Source organism: Streptomyces sp. PA03-5A (assembly GCF_033792725.1).
Classification (GTDB): Bacteria; Actinomycetota; Actinomycetes; order Streptomycetales; family Streptomycetaceae; genus Actinacidiphila.
The window spans coordinates 139,604-160,962 of the sequence record NZ_JARAVL010000007.1 but is presented as its reverse complement, the minus strand read 5'-3'; the positions used below and the strand labels follow the sequence as shown (position 1 = coordinate 160,962).

Here is a 21,359-nt window from a genome sequence, read left to right as displayed (position 1 = left end):
AGCGGTGCGCGGTGGGGCGCCTCCCCGGAGGGGCCCCACCGCGGCGGGCCGGTCAGCGCGCCAGCGCGGCGACCTCGCCCACCATCCAGATCAGGCGTTCGCCGTTGTGCTCGAACGCGTGCCGGCTCACCATGCCCATCCGCAGGTAGAAGCCCTCGGCCCGCGGCTCCGCGCCGACCCCGAGCAGGCGTGCGTCCAGCGCGACCGCCCGCCGCACCAGATGGCCCCACAGCAGGCCCCCGACCCCGGTGCCGATGGACGTCCGGTCGACGAACAGCAGACCGATCCCCAGGTAGTCCTCGTGCTCGTTGAGCGTGTAGAAGCCGACGGGCACACCGTCCTTCTCGGCGACGGTGGCGTACCGGGAGGCGATGTCCGCCGCCGTGAGCTTCGGCGTCACGTCGGGGACGTCCTCCACGCGACCGCCCACCCAGTGCGACTTCGACCTCAGGACCAACGCGTCCAGGAACGGCAGCTCCTGCGGGCGGGCCGGACGGATCACGACACCTTCCATGCCACGAGCGTGGCAGCGCAGGCCACGGCGTCATCGGTTTTCCGCCCCCGGCAGGCCGGGCCGCCCCGGGCCGGCTCCGCGACCCACCGGGGAAGGGCGTGGGCTCCGATGACATCCTTGAGCGGTGTTCCCCTCCGGTCGCGCGGGCGCGGTGTTCTTCGACGTCGACGGCACCCTCGTGCCCGGCACGAGCTCGTCGGCCTTCCTGGCCGGCTTCCTCGGCCATCGGGACGAGTTGAGCGAGGCCGAGGACGCCTACGCCAGGGGCGCCATGGACAACCGGCAGGTCTCCGAGCTGGACGCCGCCGGCTGGACGGGCGTGCCCGAGGGACGGGTCGCCGGGTGGCTCGACGGGCTCCCCCTGGTCACGGGCATCACGGAGACGGTGGCCTGGTGCCGGCGGAACGGACTGGCGCCCGTGCTGGCGACCCTCGCCTGGTCGCCGGTCGGCGGCCACCTGAGCGAGCGCTTCGGCTTCGACGCGTTCAGCGGCCCCCGGTTGGAGACCTCCGGCGGCCGGTTCACGGGCCGGGTCGCCCGGCACTTCGACGAGTACGGCAAGAGGGACTTCGCCCTCGCCCACGCGCGAGGGCTGGCCCTGGCCCCCGGCGCCTGCGGGGCCGTCGGCGACAGCCGCTCCGACCTGCCGCTGTTCGCGTCCGTCGGGCTGAGCGTGGCGTTCAACGCCTCGGCGGACGCCCGGGCCGCGGCGACCGTCGCGGTGGACGGCGAGGACCTGCGGGACGTGCTTCCCGCCCTGAGCCGCCTGGTCGCGGCGGTTCACTGACGACGGGAGTCAGCCGTGGGCGGGGCCCAGGGCCCAGGCCGCGGCGGAGAACGTCGCCATCGACAGCAGCGTGGCCGCCGCAGCGGGGCCCAGGCGGAAAATCATGCAAGCACGCTTGATTGTTTCCTGCCGCGGTGCCAGCCTGTGACGCACACGGCTTCGCTGACGCTGCGTCATTCAGGGGGACCTTTGTCCGACCCCACACCCGTACTGGACGATCTGCGGGACGAGAGCGAGGGCCTGGACGCCCTGGTCGCCCCGCTCGCGGAGGGCGCCTGGGCGGCACCGACGCCCGCTCCGGGGTGGACGATCGCGCACCAGATCGCCCATCTGGCCTGGACCGACCGGCAGTCCGTGCTGGCGGTCACCGACCCGGAGGGCTTCGGCTCCGTGGTGGAGAAGGCCGCCGCCGCGGTCGACACCTTCGTCGACGCCGGAGCCGAGGAGGGCGCGGCGCTGCCGCCCGCCGAGTTACTGGCGCGCTGGCGCTCGGGGCGGGCGGAGCTGCAGGCCGCGCTGCGGGCGCAGCCGCCCGGGACGCGCTTCCCGTGGTTCGGGCCGCCGATGAGCGCCGCGTCCATGGCCTCGGCCCGGCTCATGGAGAGCTGGGCGCACGGCGAGGACGTCGCGGACGCCCTCGGTGTCCGCCGTCCGCCGACCGCGCGGCTGCGGCACGTGGCGCGGATCGCCGTACGGGCCCGCGACTACGCGTACTTCGTCAACGGGCTGACCCCGCCCGCCGAGGAGTTCCGGGTCGAGCTGTCGGCCCCCGACGGCACGCTGTGGGCGTACGGCCCGAAGGACGCGGCGCAGCGCGTCACGGGCCCGGCGCTCGACCTGTGCCTGCTGGCGACCCGCCGCCGGCACCGCGCCGACCTGGCCGTACGTGCCGAGGGCGAGGACGCCGACCGCTGGCTGGACATCGCCCAGGCCTTCGCGGGACCGCCCGGGCGGGGCCGCGAGCCGCGTGAGGGAGGAACGGCGTGAACGCCGAGAACCGTACGACCATGCTCGAACGCCTCGCCGAACTGGAGGCCGAGCACGAGAAGGCGCTCGCGGGCGGCGGCCCCAAGTACGTGGACCGGCACCGGTCGCGGGGGAAGCTGACCGCCAGGGAGCGGGTGGAGCTGCTGCTGGACCAGGACTGCCCGTTCCTGGAGCTGTCGCCGCTCGCGGCCTGGGGCAGCGACTACCCGGTCGGCGCGTCGCTGGTGACCGGGATCGGCGTGATCGAGGGCACCGAGTGCGTGATCACCGCCAACGACCCCACGGTGCGCGGCGGGGCGAGCAACCCGTGGACCCTGAAGAAGGCCCTGCGGGCCAACGAGATCGCGCTCTCCAACCGGCTGCCGCTGGTCAACCTCGTGGAGTCGGGCGGCGCCGACCTGCCCAGCCAGAAGGAGATCTTCATCCCGGGCGGCGCGCTCTTCCGGGACCTGACCCGGCTGTCGGCGGCCGGCATCCCCACCGTCGCCGTCGTGTTCGGCAACTCCACGGCCGGCGGCGCGTACGTCCCCGGGATGTCCGACCACGTGATCATGGTCAAGGAGCGCTCCAAGGTGTTCCTCGGCGGCCCGCCGCTGGTGAAGATGGCCACCGGCGAGGAGAGCGACGACGAGTCGCTGGGCGGGGCGGACATGCACGCCCGTACCTCCGGCCTCGCGGACTACTTCGCGCTGGACGAGCCCGACGCCCTGCGCACCGCCCGCAGGGTGGTGGCCCGGCTCAACTGGCGCAAGCAGGGCCCCGCCCCGGCCGCCGCCTACGACCCGCCGCTGTACGACGAGGACGGGCTGCTGGACATCGTCCCCGCCGACCTGAAGACCCCCTTCGACCCTCGCGAGGTCATCGCGCGGGTCGTGGACGGCTCGGAGTTCGACGAGTTCAAGCCGCTGTACGGGCCGAGCCTGGTGACCGGCTGGGCGCGGGTGCACGGCTATCCCGTCGGGATCCTCGCCAACGCGCAGGGCGTGCTCTTCAGCGCCGAGTCGCAGAAGGCCGCGCAGTTCATCCAGCTCGCCAACCAGCGCGACATCCCGCTGCTGTTCCTGCACAACACCACCGGCTACATGGTGGGCCGCGAGTACGAGCAGGGCGGCATCATCAAACACGGCGCCATGATGATCAACGCGGTGTCCAACTCAAAGGTCCCGCACATCTCCGTCCTGATGGGCGCGAGTTACGGCGCCGGGCACTACGGCATGTGCGGCCGGGCGTACGACCCGCGCTTCCTGTTCGCCTGGCCCAGCGCCAAGTCGGCCGTGATGGGGCCGGCGCAGCTCGCGGGAGTGCTGTCCATCGTGGCGCGGCAGTCCGCGGCCGCCCGGGGCCTGCCCTTCGACGAGGAGGCCGACGCCGGGCTGCGGGCGATGGTGGAGCAGCAGATCGAGTCCGAGTCCCTGCCGATGTTCCTGTCGGGGCGGCTGTACGACGACGGGGTGATCGACCCGCGCGACACCCGCACGGTGCTCGGCGTGTGCCTGTCGGCGGTCCACAGCGCACCGGTCGAGGGCGCCCGTGGCGGCTTCGGCGTCTTCCGGATGTGAGGAGCACCTGACCGTGATCGCATCAGTGCTGGTGGCCAACCGCGGCGAGATCGCCCGCCGTGTCTTCCGTACCTGCCGCGACCTGGGCATCGCCACGGTCGCCGTCCACTCGGACGCGGACGCGACCGCCCCGCACGTACGGGAGGCGGACGCCGCCGTGCGGCTGCCGGGCGACGCGCCCGCCGACACCTATCTGCGCGGCGACCTCATCGTGAAGGCCGCCCTCGCCGCAGGCGCGGACGCCGTCCACCCGGGCTACGGGTTCCTGTCGGAGAACGCCGAGTTCGCCCGGTCCGTCATCGCGGCGGGCCTGACCTGGATCGGGCCGACGCCGGAGGCCATCGAGGCGATGGGTTCCAAGACCCGGGCCAAGCACCTGATGGCCGAGGCCGGCGTCCCGGTGCTGGAGGCCGGTCCAGGCGACCTGCCCGTGCTGGTCAAGGCGGCGGCGGGCGGCGGCGGACGCGGCATGCGCGTCGTCCGCGAGGCGGCCGACCTGGAGCGGGAGCTGGCCGCCGCCCGTGCGGAGGCGCTGTCCGCCTTCGGGGACGGCGAGGTGTTCCTGGAGCCGTACGTCGAGGACGGCCGGCACATCGAGGTGCAGGTGCTGGCGGACACGCACGGCACCGTGTGGACGCTGGGCGAGCGCGACTGCTCGGTGCAGCGCCGCCACCAGAAGGTGGTCGAGGAGACCCCGGCGCCCGGTATCCCGGACGCGCTGCGCCGGACGCTGCACGAGGCGGCGGAAGCGGCGGCGCGGGCCATCGGCTACGTCGGCGCGGGGACGGTGGAGTTCCTGGTGTCGGCGGACGGCCGGCCGTACTTCCTGGAGATGAACACCCGTCTCCAGGTGGAGCACCCGGTGACCGAGTGCGTCTTCGGCGTGGACCTCGTCGCGCTCCAGCTGGACGTCGCCGAGGGCGGGCGGCTCCCGGCCGCTCCCCCGGCGCCCTCCGGGCACGCGGTCGAGGCCCGGCTGTACGCGGAGGACCCGGCCCGCGACTGGCAGCCGCAGACCGGCGTCCTGCACCGCTTCCTGGTGCCGGAGGCGCCGGGCCTGCGGGTGGACGCGGGCTTCGGCGACGGCGACCGGATCGGCGTGCACTACGACGCGATGCTCGCCAAGGTCGTCGCCCACGCCCCCACCCGCCCGCAGGCGCTGCGGCTGCTCGCGCACGCCCTGGAGCGGGCCCGCGTGCACGGCCTGGTGACCAACCGCGACCTGCTCGTACGGGTGCTGCGCGACCCGGACTTCGCCGCGGGGCGGCTGTCGACGGCCTTCCTCGACCGGCTCGGCCCGGCGCCGGAGCAGGACGGGGCCGCGCTACGGCTGTCGGCCCTGGCCGCCGCGCTCGCCGACGCCTCGGGACGCCACCCGCTGGGCGGCTGGCGCAACGTGCGGTCGGCGCCGCAGTCCAAGACCTACCGCGGCGAGCCGGGTGGCGCGGAGTACGAGGTCCGCTACCGGCTCGGCCGTGACGGCCTCGCCGCCGAGGGCCACCCGGACGTACGCCTGCTGGAGCACGGGCCGGGACACGTGGTGCTGGAGGTCGCCGGGGTGCGCCGGGCCTTCGAGGTGGCGGTCTACGGGGACGAGGTGTGCGTCGACGGCCCGTCGGGCTCCCACCGCTTCACCGCGCTCCCCCGCTTCCCCGACCCGCAGGCCCAGCTCGCGCCCGGCTCGCTGCTGGCCCCGATGCCGGGGACGGTCGTCCGCGTCGCGGACGTCGCCGTCGGCGACAAGGTGGCCGCGGGGCAGCCCCTGCTGTGGCTGGAGGCCATGAAGATGGAGCACCGCGTCGCCGCCCCGGCGGACGGTGTGCTCACCGCACTGCACGCCGAGGCCGGCCGCCAGGTCGACGTCGGAGCCGTACTCGCCGTCGTTCAGGAAGAGGATTCCCCATGAGCGGTACGCCCGCTGTGCACGGACCGACCGGCACCTTCGACAACGTCCTGCTGGAGAGCGAGGAACGGCGCGCGCTGCGCAAGGCCGTCTCCGACCTGGGCCGCCGGTACGGGCGTTCGTACTTCCTCGACGCCGTCCGCGAGGGGCGGCACACCGACAAGCTGTGGCAGGAGGCCGGCGCGCTCGGCTATCTCGGCGTCAACCTGCCGGAGGAGCACGGCGGCGGGGGCGGCGGCCTGGCCGAGCTCTCCATCGTGCTGGAGGAACTGGGCGCCGTGGGCTGCCCCTTGCTGCTGCTCATCGTCTCCCCCGCGATCTGCGGCACCGTCATCGCCCGCTTCGGCACCGGGGAGCAGCAGCGCCGGTGGCTGCCCGGGCTCGCGGACGGCTCCCTCCGGATGGCGTTCGGCATCACCGAGCCGGACGCCGGTTCCAACTCGCACCGCCTGACGACCACGGCCCGCCGGGACGGTTCGGACTGGCTGCTCACGGGCCGCAAGGTCTTCGTCTCCGGTGTCGACATCGCCGACGCGACGCTCATCGTGGGCCGCACCGAGGACGCCCGTACGGGAAAGCTGAAGCCGTGCCTGTTCGTCGTGGAGCGCGAGACGCCGGGCTTCGAGTTCCGGCCGATCGACATGGAGCTGTCGGCGCCCGAGAAGCAGTTCCACATCTACCTGGACGACGTGCGGCTGCCCGCCGACGCCCTGGTGGGCGACGAGGACGCGGGGCTGCTGCAGCTGTTCGCGGGCCTCAACCCCGAACGCGTCATGACGGCCGCCTTCTCGATCGGCATGGGCCGCTTCGCGCTCGACGCCGCCGTGGACTACGCCCGCACCCGGCAGGTGTGGAAGGCCCCCATCGGCTCTCACCAGGCCATCGCCCACCCGCTGGCACAGGCCCACATCGAGCTGGAACTGGCCCGGCTGATGATGCAGAAGGCCGCGTTCCTGTACGACGCCGGGGACGACATGGCGGCCGGCGAGGCCGCCAACATGGCGAAGTACGCGGCGGCCGAGGCGGGCGCGAAGGCCGTCGACCAGGCCGTGCACACCCTCGGCGGCAACGGGCTGACGGCCGAGTACGGGCTGGCCTCCCTCCTCACGGCGTCGCGCGTGGGTCGCATCGCGCCGGTCAGCCGGGAGATGATTCTCAACTACGTCTCGCACCACACGCTGGGTCTGCCCAAGTCCTACTGAGCACGTCCTACCGAGGAGGGGGAACGGCCATGGCACAGCCGGCCGTGTTCCACAGCGAGTACCCCGCGGTTCCCGCCATCGACCTGCCGATCCACGAGGCTGTGCTGGGCCACGCCGCCGAGTTCGGCGACCGGCCGGCGCTCGTCGACGGGATCGAGGGCACGACGCTCACCTACGCGCAGCTCGACTCCTTCACCCACCGCATCGCCGCGGCGCTGGCCGAGTCGGGCCTGCGCAAGGGCGACGTCCTCGCCCTGCACAGCCCCAACACCATCGCCTACCCGCCGGTCTTCTACGGCGCCACGCGCGCCGGGGCGGCCGTCACCACCGTCCATCCGCTCGCCACGGCCGAGGAGTTCGCGCGGCAGCTGCGGGACAGCGGCGCCTCGTGGATCGTCACCGTCTCGCCGCTGCTGGAGACCGCACGCAAGGCGGCGGAGCAGGCCGGCGGCGTGCGGGAGATCCTCGTCTGCGACAGCGCCGAGGGCCACCGCTCGGTCCTGGACCTGCTCGGCTCCACCGCCCCCGAGCCGGAGATCACCTTCGACCCGGGCGAGGACCTGGCCGCACTGCCGTACTCCTCGGGCACCACCGGCGTGCCCAAGGGCGTGATGCTGACCCACCGCAACATCGCCACCAACCTGGCCCAGCTGGACCCGACGCTTTCGATGGGCCCCGGGCACCGCATCCTGGCCGTGCTCCCGTTCTTCCACATCTACGGGCTCACCGCGCTCATGAACGCCCCGCTGCGCAAGGGCGCCACCGTCGTGGTGCTGCCGCGCTTCGACCTGGAGCAGTTCCTGAAGGCGGTGGCGACCCACCGCGTACAGGGCCTCTTCGTGGCCCCGCCGATCGTGCTGGCGCTCGCCAAGCACCCGGCGGTCGCCGCGCACGACCTGAGCTCGCTGGAGTACGTGCTGTGCTCGGCGGCCCCGCTCGACGCGGAGCTGGCCCAGGCCTGCTCCAAGCGGCTGGGACTGCCGCCGATCCTGCAGGCGTACGGGATGACGGAACTCTCCCCGGGCACGCACGTGGTGCCGCTGGACTCGCGGGACGCGCCGCCCGGCGCGGTCGGCAAACTGCTGCCCAGCACCGAGATGCGCATCGTGCCGCTCGGCGAGGAGGGCGGGGACGCCGCCGCCGAGGGCACCGGGGAGATCCAGATCCGCGGTCCGCAGGTCATGAAGGGCTACCTGGGACGGCCCGAGGAGACCGCCGCCATGATCGACGAGGAGGGCTGGCTGCACACCGGCGACGTCGGCCGGGTGGACGCCGGCGGGTGGCTGCACGTCGTCGACCGGGTCAAGGAGCTGATCAAGTACAAGGGCTACCAGGTGCCGCCCGCCGAACTGGAGGCCGTGCTGCTCACCGACCCGCGGGTGGCCGACGCCGCGGTCATCGGCGTGGTGGACGAGGACGGCAACGAGATCCCCAAGGCGTACGTGGTGCCGCAGCAGGGCTCCGGCCTCACGCCGGACGACGTGATCGCGCACGTGGCCGCGCAGGTCGCCCCGTACAAGAAGGTGCGCCGGGTGGAGTTCACCGACGCGATACCGAGGGCCGCGAGCGGCAAGATCCTCCGGCGTGAACTGCGCGCCCGGGAAAGGGGTACCACCTGATGACCGACGACGCCGCGGCACCCTGCGTGCGGAGCGCGCACGACCGGGGGATCACCACGCTCACGCTGGACTCCCCGCACAACCGCAACGCGCTGTCCGCACGCATGGTCGACGAGCTGTCCGACGCGCTGGCCCGGGCCGGCAAGGACCCGGCCACGCGGGCGGTGCTGCTCACGCACACCGGCGGCACCTTCTGCGCGGGCGCGGACCTGAAGGAGGCGGCGTCGCCGGACGGGCCGCGGCGGCTGGTGGCGCTGCTGCGCGCCATCGTGGAACTGCCCAAGCCGGTCGTGGCGCACGTGACCGGTCACGTGCGCGCTGGCGGCCTCGGGTTGCTGGCGGCCTGTGACGTCCCGGTGGCGGGGGCGGGAGCGAGCTTCGCCTTCACCGAGGCACGGCTCGGCCTCGCCCCGGCCGTGATCTCGCTGACCGTGCTGCCGCGTATGGACGCCCGGTCCGCCGCGCGGCACTACCTGACGGGCGAGGTCTTCGACACCGCGGAGGCCGTCCGCACCGGCCTGGTCGCCGCGCCGGAGGAGGCGCTGGACGGCATCCTCGCCGGGCTGCGCGCGGCGTCGCCGCAGGGGCTCGCGGAGTCCAAGGCGCTGACGACGGCCGCCGTGCTGCGCGTCTTCGACCGGGACGCCGCGGCGCTGACCGAGCAGTCGGCCCGGCTGTTCGGCTCGCCCGAGGCCGCGGAGGGGATGCGGGCGTTCCTCGAACGGCGGGAGGCCCCATGGGCGCTGTGAGCGCCGGCACCCGTACGCCCAAGCAGGACCGCAGCCGCGCCACGCGGCAGCGGCTGCTGGGGGCCGCCGTCGCCTGCCTGGCCGAACGCGGCTGGGCGGGCAGCACGGTGACCGTGGTCGCCGAGCGCGCGGGGGTGTCGCGGGGTGCGGCCCAGCACCATTTCCCCACCCGCGAGGACCTGTTCACCGGGGCCATCGAGTTCGTCGCCGAACAGTGGCTGGTCGCCCTGCGCGAGCACGCGCACGCCCTCCCCCGCGAGGGCGTGCCCCGCACGCACGCCGTGGTCGGCATGGTCGTCGACCTCTACACGGGGCCGATCTTCCGGGCCGCCCTGCACCTGTGGGTCGCCGCGGCGAACGAGGAGCAACTGCGGCCCCGGGTCACCTCGCTGGAGGCGCGCATCGGGCGGGAGGCGCACCGGCTCGCCGTGGAGATGCTCGGCGCGGACGAGGCGGTGGCCGGGGTCAGGGAGACCGTCCAGGCCACCCTCGACATGGCCCGCGGCCTGGGGCTGGCGAACCTCCTCAGCGACGACAGCGCCCGCCGGGCGGGCATCGTCCGCGAGTGGTCGGCGGTCCTGGACGGGGTGCTGCGCCGGGGTTTTTGAGTCGCCCGCTGTCGGTGCCGGGTGAGACGATCACGGCATGCTGAACGAGGCGGTGTCCGCCGGCGAACTGGGCTTCCTGCTGGGTCTGGTCGACCCGGCGCTCGCCGCGCGTGCGCGGAGCCGGACGGGTGTGCCGGAGGAGGATCCGGCGGCCGTCGCGAAGCCCCCGGAGCACCTGATGTGGGGACCGTTGTGGCACAACCTGCCGGCGTCGGTGCTCTGGTGGATCCTGCAGGAGGACGATCCCCGGACCAACGCGCTGGTGTACCACCACTGGCGGACCGACGACCGCGTCCGGTACGACATCCTCAACGGCCTTCCGTACGGGCCGGATCGCTCCCGCCCTGTGAAGGTGCACGCGGACCTCGCGCACTTTCCGGCGCCGGAACTCGCCCTGCCGGCCGGGCCGGAGGCGCTGGTCGCCGCGCTGCGGGCCGTGGCGGGTATGTCCCAGGGCCGGGCCGCCGCGTTGACGGTGGGGCGGGACGACTGGGCCGTGGTGGCCGAGGCCGACCGCGAGCAGCCGCTGCCGGGCTACGCCCGCTGGGCACTGGCGATCCGCCCCGACTGCCCTCCGGCGCTGCGCACGCAGTTCGGTACGCATCGCAAGTTCACCAACCGGCTCCGTGACGCGGGCGTCGTGGATGGCCCGGGGGCGTACGCGACCGGCACGCGTCCGGCACGCGACGCCCTGCGCGTCCTGGCCATGGGCCGCTGGGCGTTCCCGCTGCGGCTGCCGGAGGCCGCCGACGCGCTGCGGCCGCTGGTGCGCACGGAGCTGGGCGGCAACACCGAGGCGTGGGCGGTGCTGACGCAGCTCCTGCCGACGTTCACGGGCACGCTGCCGGAGCTGATCACGACGGCGGGGGCGATCACGGAGGGCGCCGGGGAGGGCGCCGGGGAGGAAGCCGACGGCCCGTTGTCAGTGGCCTCTGGTAACACTGAGTCACCAAGGGGCCAGGAGGGTCCGGGGCACGAACGTGGGGGGCCGACATGGGATTCGACGAGCGCGGGCGACGACCCGTGGTCGACCTCGCCGACCGGCGGGCGCTGGAGCAGTGGCATCCGGCGGATCCGGTCGTCGTGGCGGAGGCCGAGCGGCTGAAGGAGGCCGCGCTGCTGGACTTCGGGCTGACCGAGTCGGCGGTCGCGTCCTGGCTGTACGCCAAGTGCCCGCACCAGATCCCGACCACGGCCGTGGACACCGCGGCGGTGGTGGCCTCGGGGGACGGCTCCGTCCTCCTGCTGTACAACCCCGCGTTCTTCGTCGACCTGGGGCTGGACGGGGTCAAGTTCGTCCTCTTCCACGAGGCCCGGCACGTGGTGCACCGGCATCTGTTCGCCGAGCCCGCGCTGCGGGAGGACCCGGTCTTCTCCACCGCGGCGGAGGTGGCGATCAACCACGTGGCGCTGGTCCGCCTACGACGGCAGGCCCTGCCGCTGCGGGACGGCCGGCCGACGGGGGTCGATCCGCACGAGGTCCACGCCGCGTACGAGCGGGATCTGACGGAGCAGGGGCTGACACCCCTGTCCTATGCGGAGTTCGTCGAGACCGACATGGGCGTCTACACCGAGCTCAAGCGGATGAAGCACCCACCGGTGCCCCTGACGTCGTCGTGCGTGCACCTCGAGGGTGAGGGCGTACCGGGCGACCAGGGCACCATCGACGCACTGGTCTCCTCCTCCCTGCTGAACTCGCTGCTGGCCGCGCGCCGCGGGCACACCGGAGCCGAGCGCGAGCTGCTGGACCTCATGGGCCGCACCGAGGGCGCCTCGGAGCGCACGGCCCGGCTGTGGGGACAGCTGGGCGCCGGGACGCTGCGCGGCGAGACCGTCAGGACCCGGCGGGTGGACTGGTGGCAGCGGTGGCTGGTCGACGTGGTCGCCTCGAAGCTGCGCGAGGGCGAGCGGCTGGTCTACCCGAAGAAGCGGGGCGCGCTGCTGGCGGCGCTCGGCCACGACCCGATGCTCTCAAGGCGCGGCCCCGTCCGCGACAAGGTGCTGGTCATCGCCTACGACACCTCGGGGTCCATGCCGGGTTCCGTCATCACCTGGCTGACCGAACTCGTCGGGCGGATCGACGGCGTGGAGGCCCACTGGCTCTCCTTCGACGGCGTCGTGATGCCCTTCGCCCCCGGCGAGCGGGTGTACGGCGGCGGGGGCACGAGCTTCCAGGCCGTGGCCGACTACGTGGAGGGGCGTACGGAAGTCCGAGGGCGGCGCTTCGAGGAGCGTCCGGACGCGGTGGTCGTGCTGACCGACGGCTACGCCCCGCACATCACGCCGCAGGAGCCCGACAAGTGGATATGGCTGATCACCGAGGGCGGCGACGACTGGCCCGACGCCCACACCCCGCCCATGGCCTGCCACCGCGTGACGACAGGAGCGAGATGACCACCACCGCGGCGACCGCCACGGCCGGCCCCCGGCCCTGGCGGGCCAACGCCACCTATCCACGGCCGCCCGAGGGCCGGCCGGAGGCTTCCCGGCTGGAGTCGTTCATCGACGCGATGATCGACATGGGGCAGACGGGGCAGGTCTTCGGTGAGCACGGCATCGGCAAGACCTCGACGTTCTTCTCGCACGTCGCCGAGGCCCATCCGCACGCCGAGCTGGTCTACGTGCCCGCTGCCAACCTCACCCCGGACGACCTCCTGGTGAACGCGCCGGTCCGTGACCCGCACTCGGACGAACTGGTGCTGCGCCAGCTGGTGATGAGCCAGCTGCGGCCGGGGCGCCCGTTCGTGCTGCTCATCGACGACTCGCTGCAGGCCGGCGAGACGATCCAGTCGCAGCTGATGCAGATCGCCTGCAACTGGACGCTCGGCGAGTACGACCTGCGGGCGCTGGGCTGCGTCGGGGTGTTCCTCAGCGACAACGAGTCGCTGTCCGAGACGGCCGCGCGCCGCGGCGACCTGGCCGTCCTCGACCGCATGGTCACGGTGCGGGTGACCGCCAACAACACGGCGTGGCGGCGCAAGCTCGCCGAGAAGTACCGGGACTGGGACCTGAACGGGGTCTTCGCCCTGTGGGCGTCGCTCGGCCCGGCGGTCCGCGAGCTGCTCTCCCCGCGCACCCTCGACCACGTCCTCGCCAACGCGCGGGAGGGGTTCCCGCTGCGCTGGGGGCTGCCGCTGGTCAACGGCGAGCGGCTGCGCCTGGCGGAGCCCCGGCCGGACGGCAGGCCGGGGCAGGACCGGACGTCGGAGATCCTGGACCGGATCGCCACGGAGCTCGGCGTGCCCAACCCGGCGACCGTGCCGGACCCGGTGCGCTCGGTGGTGCGGGCGGCGCTGCGCAACCGGTGGACGGTGCTGCTCCAGGGGCCGCCCGGTTGCGGCAAGACCGAGGTGGTGCGCGAGACGCTGCGCGAGGACCTGGGCCGTGACCCGCTGTACTTCTCGCTGCCGGTCACCAACGTCGAGGACCTGTGCGCGCCCGTCCCGGACCGGGACGGCTCACTGGACACCCTGCTGGCGCAGAAGTTCACCGGGAGCGAGCCGAAGGCGATCGTCTGGGACGAGTACAACCGGCCCAAGGACAAGGCCGCGTTCGCCAAGCTGATGGAGATCACGCAGGAGTGGTCGCTGGCGGGGCGCCCGATCGAGAACCTGCGTGCCCAGATAGCGGTGCAGAACCCGCCGTACCATTTGGGCCGCCGGCTGATGGTGTCCCGCAACAACATCGCCCAGGCGACGCGCTTCACGGCTTCGCTCACCGTCGAACCGGGCGACATCCCGGCCAACGAGTGGCTGATCGCGCGGTACGGCGGCCTCGCCGAGACCGTGCTGGAGTGGTGGAAGCACGACATCGACGACGAGGGCCGCGCCTGGATCACCAAGCGCACCATCGAGCGGCTGATCAAGCTCCACCAACGCGGTCTGCCCCTGCAGATGGCCACGGTCTACCTCGGCGACGGCGAGTACGCCCCGGTGCCGCTGACCGCGCTGGTCGACCGGCTCGCCAACCGCTCGGTGACCGGGCTGCGGGAACTGGCGCGGGACGTGGACGCCTGGGAGGCACGGCTGCGACGGGCCCGGGAGGAGTCCGGGGAGGGCAACGACGAGAGCGACGTCGTCCACCAGGTGATCGCCAACGCGGAGCTGTCCCAGCTCAAGCGGCACCGCAAGGCCGTCGCCCGGCTGGTGGCGTTGCTGCCGCCCAAGCTGCGCTCGACCTACCTGGTGGGCGCCTCGGAGCAGACGCAGCGCTTCTGGATCGAGACCTTCGCCCGCATGCCCCGCTGATCAGCGCGGGGTGCGGTGGACGCTGCGCACGGCGGCGACGTCCTCGGGCACGGCCGGCGAAGGCAGGTGCGCGCTGAGCGCGTCCAGCCGCCGCCGGACGCTGGTCGCGATGCCCTTGCCGAGGACGTAGCGCGTCGCGGTCGCCGCAGCCGGGGCGGCGTCGAGCAGACGGTGCGCCTCCCGGCTGCGCATTCCGGTGTGGGCCAGCACGAGATGGGTCAGCCGGTGCGGCGCCGAGGTCAGTGCCGCGGCCATCGCCGTGGCCGCCTCGACGTCGACCTGGTTGTCCGCGGCGCCCAGGACGCGGGCGGCCTTGACCCGCCCCAGGTCCACGAGTTCCACACCCGCGGCCGTCGCGGCGGTGACCAGGCGGGCGCAGGCCACCGCTCCGATGCCGTTGCTGGCCACGGAGAGCCGGGTGAGCCGGCCGTGCGGCGCCCGGGCGAGGGCCTCGGCGAGCACGAGGGCTCCCTCGTCGCCGAGACCGGCGGCCGACACGTACAGCTCGGCGACGGCTCCCGCTGTGATGACAGTCCCCAGGCAGGCGGCTCCGGCCGTGCCGAGCGCGTTGCCGCCGACGAACAGCCGCTCCACGGCGCGTCCCGAGCGGGCGGCGACGACCAGCGCGTCGGCCAGCACGGCGAGGCCCGCGGGGTCGAGTCCGGTCTGCACCAGGTCAAGGGTGCGCAACGACCGTGCCGACTCCACGAGTCCGGCACCCGCCTCGCCCGCGCCGCCGCCGAGCGGGTTGCGCTTCAGCCAGACCCCGGTGACGGCCTGCGGTGAGGCCCGCAGGTTGTCCGCGATGCGGCAGGCGCCACCCGCCGTGATGCCGTTGCAGCCCAGGTAGAGCGTCTCGACTCCGGTGCCCCCGGTGCGTTCGGTGACGGCGGCGGCGCCCGTGTCGCCCAGTCCGTCGGTGCCGAGCAGCAGGTGGCGTACGGCACCGGTGGCGGGTGCCTGACGCAGGGCCTCGGCGACGGCGGCCGCCCCCTCCGGGCCCAGCGCCTGCTTGCACAGGTCGAGGCGCCCGTCGGGCAGGGCGGTGCCGGCCGGGAAGTCCCGGCGTTCGGGCACGCCCTCGCCGCCGCGCAGCCAGCCCAGCAGCGGCTCGAGGTCGGCGTGCGGGCGCGGCACGGTCTCGGGGACGCCCGCGTACGGGGGCCGGTCGTCCGTCATCTCACCACTCGGCTTCCTGGTAGTCCTTGAGGAAGACGCCGGAGAGCGGGTGCCCGGCCTCTCCGCGCACGATCGGGTCGTAGACCCGGGCCGCGCCGTCCACGACGTCCAGTGGGGTGCGGAAGCCCCGGTCTGCCAGCCGGTTCTTCTTCGGCAGCGGGTTCTCGTCGGTGATCCAGCCGGTGTCGACGCTGCACATGTGGACGCCCTGTGGGGCGAGTGCGGGTCCGCTGGTGCGGGTCAGCATGTTGAGGGCGGCCTTGGCCATGTTGGTGTGCGGATGGCCGGCGGTCTTGTTGCGCACCGTGAAGCGCCCCTCGACCGCGGTGACGTTGACGATGTAGCGGCGCGGCCGCGGGGAGGCCAGCAGCAGCGGCAGCAGGCGGTCGCAGAGCAGCGCCGGGGCGAGGGAGTTGACGAGCTGGGTCTCCAGCACCTCGGCCGGGTCGAGGCCGCCGAGCTCCGCCGACCAGGAGTTCTCCGGCGCGGTGTCGGGCAGGAGCCCGGCCTCGTCGGTCCCGGCCAGCAGGAGTTCGGCGGTGGGACCGGCGGCCGCCGGCAGCGCGGGGGCGGTGCCGAAACCCGGAGCGGTGAGCATGGCCTTGGGCCGCGCCCCGGCGGGCAGCGGCGCGCGCTCGCCCGCGGTGAGGGCCGCGTACGACTCGGGTGGCCGCCGGACCGTCTGGGCCGCGTTGTTGACCAGGATGTCCAGCGGCTCACCTGTCTCGCGGAGCCGTTCGCACAGGCCGACGACCTGGCGGGGGTCGCGCAGGTCCACGGCGACGACCGTGAGCCGGTGCAGCCACTGCTCGCTGCCGGGTGCCTCGGTGAAGCGGCGCAGCGTGTCCCGGGGAAAGCGGCTGGTGACCAGGAGTTCGGCCCCGTCGCGCAACATCATCAGGGCCAGCTGGAAGCCGATCTTGACGCGGCCGCCGGTCAGCAGCACGCGCCTGCCGCCGAGGTCGGTACGCAGGCGCCGGCGTGCGGTGTTGTCCGCGGCGCAGGCGGGGCAGAGCAGGTGGTAGAAGGCATCCACCTGCCGGTAGAAGGACTTGCAGACGTAGCAGCGGCGGGGTTTGGCGAACTCCCCTGCGGCGCCTCCCTGCGCCACCTCGTCCAGGGGCGCGTCCTCGCGGCGTGCCCGCGCACCGGTCGCGGTGGCCGCCACGACGTCGGCGTCCGCCATGGCCCGGCCGTCCCGCCGGGTCTTCCTGCGCCGCAGCCGTCCGTCACGGGCGAAGGACGCGGCCACCTGCTCGGCCCTCAGCCGTACCGGATCGTCGACGGGCAGCGCGCGCAGCTTGCCCACCACCGCGTCGAAGACGGCGAGTTCCGCCTCCGTGATGTCGCCCGTCTCCCCCATGGCTCCTGCCCGATGTCCCGCCGCGACGAAGAGGGATGGGTCCGGCCGGATTCGAACCGGCGTATCCGCCTTGCTGAGGCGGCGGCGCCTGCCTCTGCGCTACGGACCCATATGCCCCCGGCTGCCCGGACGGCCGGATTCGAACCGGCGTGATCCCGTTGTGCAGACGGGGCGCCTGCCTCTGCGCTACATCCGGGCATTGCGATGATCCTATCGGGGGCCCGGCCGGATTCGAACCGGCGTATCCGCCTTGAGAGGGCGGCGGGTCTGCCTCTGCCCTACGGGCCCCATGTGTCACCGACTGCCCGGACGGCCGGATTCGAACCGGCGTGATGCGTCTGAGCAAGACGGCGCGCCTGCCTCTGCGCTACGTCCGGGCATTGCGCCGATCGTACCGGCGCCGCGCAGGGCCCTTCAGGGCGGCCCCCGGCCAATCCACCAGAGGGTTCCGGGCGTTCACAGCCGAAGACACCGTGGACATCTTGACGCGCGCATGCCACGACCGCACGATCGGGTCGAACTCCTGCGCTACCCCCACACCCAGGAGACGTCCATGCACATCCCCCGAACGGGCCGACGGGCAACGGTCACCGCCGCACTGCTCGCCTGCGCCCTGGCGACCTCGCTCGCCGTCCAGGCCGACGCCTCGCCGGCCACCGCCGGCGGCCGTCCCGTCGCGGCCGCCGCCGACGAGATCGTCCGGCAGTACGAGGTGGCCGGCACCGGCACCGTCGCCGCCCGTACCGCGCTCGCCGCCCACGGCGTATCCATTGACGCCGCCCGCACCCACTCCACCGTCGTCACCGCGAACGCCGCCCAGGCAGCCGCACTCCGCTCCGCGGGCTACCGCCTCACCGCGCTCCCCGGTCCGCCCGCCGGGAGCGACGGCGGCCGCGGCGCCGACGGGGGCGCCTCGGTGCTGGACTTCCCCGGCTCCGACTCCGGTTACCACAACCACGCGGAGATGACCGCGGAGATCAACGCCCTGGTCGCCGCGCATCCCGCCATCATGAGGCAGCAGGTCATCGGCACCTCCTACGGCGGCCGGAACATCGTCGCCGTCAAGGTCAGCGACAACGTCGGCACCGACGAGGCCGAGCCCGAGGTGCTGTTCACCCACCACCAGCACGCCCGTGAGCACCTCACCGTCGAGATGGCGCTCTACCTGCTGCACCAGTTCGGCGACACCTACGCCACTGACAGCCGCATCAAGGGCATCGTCGACTCCCGCGAGATCTGGATCATCCCGGACCTCAACCCGGACGGCGGCGAGTACGACATCGCGACCGGTTCCTACCGCAGCTGGCGCAAGAACCGCCAGCCCAACTCCGGCTCCTCCGCCGTCGGCACCGACCTCAACCGCAACTGGAACTACCGGTGGGGCTGCTGCGGCGGCTCCTCCGGCACCAAGTCGAGCGAGACCTACCGCGGCGCGTCCCCCGAGTCCGCACCCGAGGTCAGGCTCGTCGCGGACTTCGTACGCGGCCGGGTCGTCGGCGGCAGGCAGCAGATCACGGCGGGCATCGACTTCCACACCTACAGCCAGCTCGTCCTGTGGCCCTTCGGCTACACCACCGCGAACACCACCACCGGGATGACGGCCGACCAGTACAACACCTTCGCCACCTTCGGCCGCACCATGGCCGCCACCAACGGCTACACCCCCGAGCAGTCCAGCGACCTCTACATCACCGACGGGTCGATCGACGACTGGCTCTGGGGCGACCAGGGGATCTGGGCGTACACCTTCGAGATGTACCCGGGCCCGAACGGCTCCTCGGGCTTCTACCCGCCCGACGAGGTGATCCCCGCCCAGACCAGCCGCAACCGCGAGGCGGTGCTGCTGCTCCTGGAGAACGCGGACTGCATGTACCGCGCCATCGGCAAGGAGGCGCAGTACTGCTCATGAGCGGGCCGGTACGGCCCCCGCGGCCCGGCCCTGCGGCGCCTGGCGCGTCGCGGGGCCTCGCGCGTCGCGGGGCCCGCCTGCCCGGGATCCGGGCCACCCCCGTCCTACGATCGGGGCGTACGCGTGCCCGTCGCCCGCCGTCCGCGCCCGCCCCGGGGAGGCCCCGTGACCACCGTCCACGACCCGCTCGCCGTGCGCGAGAAGGTGCGCGCCTTCGCGCTCACGCTGCCCGGCGCGGCCGAGGAGTTCCCCTGGGGCGAGAGCGTCGTCAAGGTCAACAAGAAGGTCTTCGTCTTCCTCGGTGCCGGCGACGGCAGCCATCCTCCCGGCATCAACGTCAAGCTCAAGGACCCCCAGGTCCACGAGCACGCCCTGTCGGTCCCCGGCGCCGAGCCCTCCGGCTACGGCCTCGGCGGGGCCGGCTGGGTCACGGTCCCCCTCACCGGGGCGGCGCCGGCCGCCGAGGTGCTGTGCGACTGGGTGGAGGAGAGCTACCGCGTGGTCGCCCCGAAGCGGCTCATCGCGGAGCTGGACGGCCGCTGAGCCCGGTCCTCGCGCCGATCACGGCGGCGGTCGCCGCGTCGACCGGATAGGGCCGCTCCTGCGGCAGCAGCGCCTTCGCGGCCTCGTGGTCGCCGGAGCGCACAAGCCCTTGGACGCGCTGGGCGAGCGCGGTGACGTCCCGGATCCGGACGATCCAGTGGTCGGCGTAGTCGCGCGTCGTCCGGCCGGTGAGCCCGAGCTGCAGCGAGCGGTACGGCAGCGGACGCAGGGAGAGGTCCCGCTCCGGGTCCCACTGGACGCGGACCTGCGTGGTGCGCACGCGCTCGGCCCAGGTCTCGCGGTCGGGGTACACCGAGCGGTCGAAGTGCGACAGACAGGCCTGCCGGAGCGCCGAGTCGAAGCCGTCGCGGCTGATGTCGAGGGCGAGCACCCTCTCCTGCCCGTCCTTGCGGCCCCAGCCGCTGCGGTACATCATCCACAGGAACGACGGCTTGATCCACGTCATCCGGGAGCGGCTCCAGCTCGCGGGGAAGCGCCCGTGCTGCGCGGCGTGGTCACCGATCTCGGGGCGGTACGCCTGATAGACCGTCACGGCGTCCTCGGTGTGCGCGGCCCTGATCAGGCGGTACGGCGTCTCGGTGTTCTCCATGATGCGGGCATCGTGCCCCCCACGGGCCACCCGCCGCCAGGCATTTTCCGGCGACGTGCCCGTCCGGAGGGCCGTGCCATGCGGCCCACCGGCACCTCGCCTAGCCTGGAATCCCGACACGACATCGCTACGAAGGGCCCGGTGAACTGCACCGCACCCGGGTGGGAGGTATGCGGTGGCCACTGTCTCCTTTCTGATCGTCATCGTCATCGTCACGGCGCTCGCCTTCGACTTCACCAACGGGTTCCACGACACGGCCAACTCCATGGCGACGTCGATCGCCACGGGCGCGCTCACGCCGCGGGTGGCGGTGGCGGTGGCCGGTGTGCTGAACCTGCTGGGGGCGTTCCTGTCCACGGAGGTCGCCAAGACCATCTCCAACGGCATCGTCGACGACGCCAAGGTGTCCGCCGTCATGATCTTCGCCGGGCTGGTGGGCGCCATCCTGTGGAACCTCGTCACCTGGCTGCTCGGCCTGCCCTCCAGTTCCTCGCACGCCCTGTTCGGCGGGCTGATCGGTGCGGTCTGGGTGGGCGCGGGCGCGTCCGCGGTCAACGCCGGCGAGGTCCTGGAGAAGATCGTGATCCCCGCGGTCGCCTCACCCGTCGTGGCCTGCGTGGTGGCGATGCTGGCGACGTACCTGGCCTACGTGATCACCAGACGGACCCGGGGCAACGAGGTGAAGCGCGGCTTCCGGGCCGGCCAGATCGGCTCCGCCTCGCTCGTGGCGCTCGCCCACGGCACCAACGACGCGCAGAAGACGATGGGGGTCATCACGCTGACGCTCATCTCGGGGGGACTGCTCGCCCCCGGTTCCGGTCCGCCGTGGTGGGTGGTGCTGAGCGCCGGGCTGGCGATCGCGCTCGGCACGTACGTGGGGGGCTGGCGGATCATCCGCACCATGGGCAAGGGGCTGACCGACATCGAGTCCCCGCAGGGCTTCGCCGCTGAGACGAGCGCGACCTCCGTGATCCTCGCGTCCTCACACCTGGGCTTCGCGCTGTCCACCACCCAGGTCTGCACCGGCAGCATCCTGGGCGCCGGGCTGGGCCGCAAACTGGCCCAGGTGCGCTGGGGGGTCGCCGGGCGGATCGCCGTGTCCTGGGTGCTGACGCTCCCCGCGGCGGCGGCCGTGGGCGGGGTCGCGGCCTGGGTCGCGGACCACGGCGACCTGGGCGTGGCGCTCGTGGCGGGTGTGGCCGTCGCCGCCGCCGCGGGCTTCTACCTCCTGTCGCGCCGTCGCCCGGTGACCGCGGAGAACGTCAACGACACGCGGCCCGGTGCACCGGCGCCGAGCCCCGCCGGCCACTCGGCCGGGCAACGGTGAGGAGCGGATCCGCATGGACATCCAGTGGGGCAACCTCGGCAGCGTGTTCGGGGCCAGCCTCGGCATCACGATCGCCGTCGTGGTGATGTTCTCGCTGGGCGTCGCCGCGTGGGGCCGCGCCGGCGGCGGAGGCCCGCGCGACGGGCAGTCGCGCGACGCCCAGGAGAAGACGGCCCTGGCCGTGGCGGCCCTGTGCTTCGCGGCGTGCCTGGCGGTGGCGGCCTACGGCATCGACCTGATCGTCCCCGGCTGA

At 73.5% G+C, this 21,359-nt stretch carries 19 protein-coding genes and 4 tRNA genes; 15 read left to right on the top strand and 8 right to left on the bottom strand.

Annotation, left to right across the window (positions count from 1 at the left end; translation table 11 throughout):
* Positions 1-52: 52 nt before the first annotated feature.
* Positions 53-514 carry a GNAT family N-acetyltransferase gene (locus PV410_RS10695; protein WP_500323836.1) on the bottom strand — a complete coding sequence of 154 codons (462 nt, stop codon included), beginning with the start codon at positions 512-514 and terminating at the stop codon, positions 53-55.
* A gap of 124 nt (positions 515-638) precedes the next feature.
* Between PV410_RS10695 and PV410_RS10690 the strand changes: the two genes are divergently transcribed.
* The 11 genes from PV410_RS10690 (at position 639) to PV410_RS10640 (ending at position 14,175) form a co-directional block, all read left to right on the top strand.
* Entirely contained in the window at positions 639-1,301 is a 663-nt protein-coding gene (locus tag PV410_RS10690; protein ID WP_500323835.1) for an HAD family hydrolase, read from the top strand.
* Positions 1,302-1,490: 189 nt separating this feature from the next.
* Complete coding sequence (locus PV410_RS10685; RefSeq protein ID WP_500323834.1) at positions 1,491-2,288, top strand: TIGR03084 family metal-binding protein; 798 nt, start codon at positions 1,491-1,493, stop codon at positions 2,286-2,288.
* 20 nt (positions 2,289-2,308) lie between these two features.
* Positions 2,309-3,847: an acyl-CoA carboxylase subunit beta gene (locus tag PV410_RS10680; protein WP_500323954.1), complete on the top strand. Its 1,539-nt coding sequence runs from the start codon at positions 2,309-2,311 to the stop codon at positions 3,845-3,847.
* A 13-nt stretch (positions 3,848-3,860) separates the two neighbouring features.
* Positions 3,861-5,753 (top strand): acetyl/propionyl/methylcrotonyl-CoA carboxylase subunit alpha, encoded by a 1,893-nt coding sequence (locus PV410_RS10675; RefSeq protein WP_500323833.1) that lies wholly within the window; start codon positions 3,861-3,863, stop codon positions 5,751-5,753.
* The gene (locus tag PV410_RS10670) at positions 5,750-6,952 is read left to right on the top strand and encodes an acyl-CoA dehydrogenase family protein (RefSeq protein ID WP_500323832.1); all 1,203 of its coding nucleotides are present in this window, start codon (positions 5,750-5,752) and stop codon (positions 6,950-6,952) included. Before PV410_RS10675 ends, PV410_RS10670 begins: the two co-directional genes overlap by 4 nt.
* A 29-nt stretch (positions 6,953-6,981) precedes the next feature.
* Entirely contained in the window at positions 6,982-8,571 is a 1,590-nt protein-coding gene (locus PV410_RS10665; RefSeq protein ID WP_500323831.1) for a 4-coumarate--CoA ligase family protein, read from the top strand.
* On the top strand, positions 8,571-9,320 hold the full coding sequence (locus tag PV410_RS10660) for an enoyl-CoA hydratase family protein (protein WP_500323830.1): 750 nt from the start codon (positions 8,571-8,573) through the stop codon (positions 9,318-9,320). Before PV410_RS10665 ends, PV410_RS10660 begins: the two co-directional genes overlap by 1 nt.
* The gene (locus tag PV410_RS10655) at positions 9,308-9,928 is read left to right on the top strand and encodes a TetR/AcrR family transcriptional regulator (protein WP_500323829.1); all 621 of its coding nucleotides are present in this window, start codon (positions 9,308-9,310) and stop codon (positions 9,926-9,928) included. Before PV410_RS10660 ends, PV410_RS10655 begins: the two co-directional genes overlap by 13 nt.
* Before the next feature lie 37 nt (positions 9,929-9,965).
* Positions 9,966-11,033 carry a hypothetical protein gene (locus PV410_RS10650; RefSeq protein ID WP_500323828.1) on the top strand — a complete coding sequence of 356 codons (1,068 nt, stop codon included), beginning with the start codon at positions 9,966-9,968 and terminating at the stop codon, positions 11,031-11,033.
* On the top strand, positions 10,922-12,322 hold the full coding sequence (locus tag PV410_RS10645; protein WP_500323827.1) for a vWA domain-containing protein: 1,401 nt from the start codon (positions 10,922-10,924) through the stop codon (positions 12,320-12,322). Before PV410_RS10650 ends, PV410_RS10645 begins: the two co-directional genes overlap by 112 nt.
* The gene (locus PV410_RS10640; protein WP_500323826.1) at positions 12,319-14,175 is read left to right on the top strand and encodes an ATP-binding protein; all 1,857 of its coding nucleotides are present in this window, start codon (positions 12,319-12,321) and stop codon (positions 14,173-14,175) included. Before PV410_RS10645 ends, PV410_RS10640 begins: the two co-directional genes overlap by 4 nt.
* Here the strand turns inward: PV410_RS10640 and PV410_RS10635 are convergent, their stop codons facing one another.
* The 6 genes from PV410_RS10635 to PV410_RS10610 form a co-directional block, all read right to left on the bottom strand.
* Entirely contained in the window at positions 14,176-15,354 is a 1,179-nt protein-coding gene (locus tag PV410_RS10635) for a leucine-rich repeat domain-containing protein (protein ID WP_500323825.1), read from the bottom strand.
* Position 15,355: 1 nt separating this feature from the next.
* Positions 15,356-16,717: an SDR family NAD(P)-dependent oxidoreductase gene (locus tag PV410_RS10630; RefSeq protein ID WP_500323824.1), complete on the bottom strand. Its 1,362-nt coding sequence runs from the start codon at positions 16,715-16,717 to the stop codon at positions 15,356-15,358.
* A gap of 36 nt (positions 16,718-16,753) precedes the next feature.
* Positions 16,754-16,826: transfer RNA gene (locus tag PV410_RS10625), tRNA-Ala, on the bottom strand.
* Positions 16,827-16,841: 15 nt separating this feature from the next.
* Positions 16,842-16,913, bottom strand: a tRNA-Cys gene (locus PV410_RS10620).
* Positions 16,914-16,933: 20 nt separating this feature from the next.
* A tRNA-Glu gene (locus PV410_RS10615) sits at positions 16,934-17,005 on the bottom strand.
* A 16-nt stretch (positions 17,006-17,021) separates the two neighbouring features.
* Positions 17,022-17,094, bottom strand: a tRNA-Ser gene (locus PV410_RS10610).
* Positions 17,095-17,270: 176 nt separating this feature from the next.
* Between PV410_RS10610 and PV410_RS10605 the strand changes: the two genes are divergently transcribed.
* Positions 17,271-18,626: a M14 family metallopeptidase gene (locus PV410_RS10605; protein ID WP_500323823.1), complete on the top strand. Its 1,356-nt coding sequence runs from the start codon at positions 17,271-17,273 to the stop codon at positions 18,624-18,626.
* Positions 18,627-18,791: 165 nt separating this feature from the next.
* Positions 18,792-19,169 (top strand): MmcQ/YjbR family DNA-binding protein, encoded by a 378-nt coding sequence (locus tag PV410_RS10600; protein ID WP_500323822.1) that lies wholly within the window; start codon positions 18,792-18,794, stop codon positions 19,167-19,169.
* Here PV410_RS10600 and PV410_RS10595 read toward each other — a convergent pair.
* Positions 19,144-19,779: a DUF4291 domain-containing protein gene (locus tag PV410_RS10595; protein ID WP_500323821.1), complete on the bottom strand. Its 636-nt coding sequence runs from the start codon at positions 19,777-19,779 to the stop codon at positions 19,144-19,146. The genes PV410_RS10600 and PV410_RS10595 overlap by 26 nt on opposite strands.
* A 175-nt stretch (positions 19,780-19,954) precedes the next feature.
* Between PV410_RS10595 and PV410_RS10590 the strand changes: the two genes are divergently transcribed.
* Positions 19,955-21,106, top strand: coding sequence for an inorganic phosphate transporter (locus PV410_RS10590; protein ID WP_500323820.1), 1,152 nt, complete (start codon positions 19,955-19,957; stop codon positions 21,104-21,106).
* A 13-nt stretch (positions 21,107-21,119) separates the two neighbouring features.
* Positions 21,120-21,359 carry a hypothetical protein gene (locus tag PV410_RS10585; RefSeq protein WP_500323819.1) on the top strand — a complete coding sequence of 80 codons (240 nt, stop codon included), beginning with the start codon at positions 21,120-21,122 and terminating at the stop codon, positions 21,357-21,359.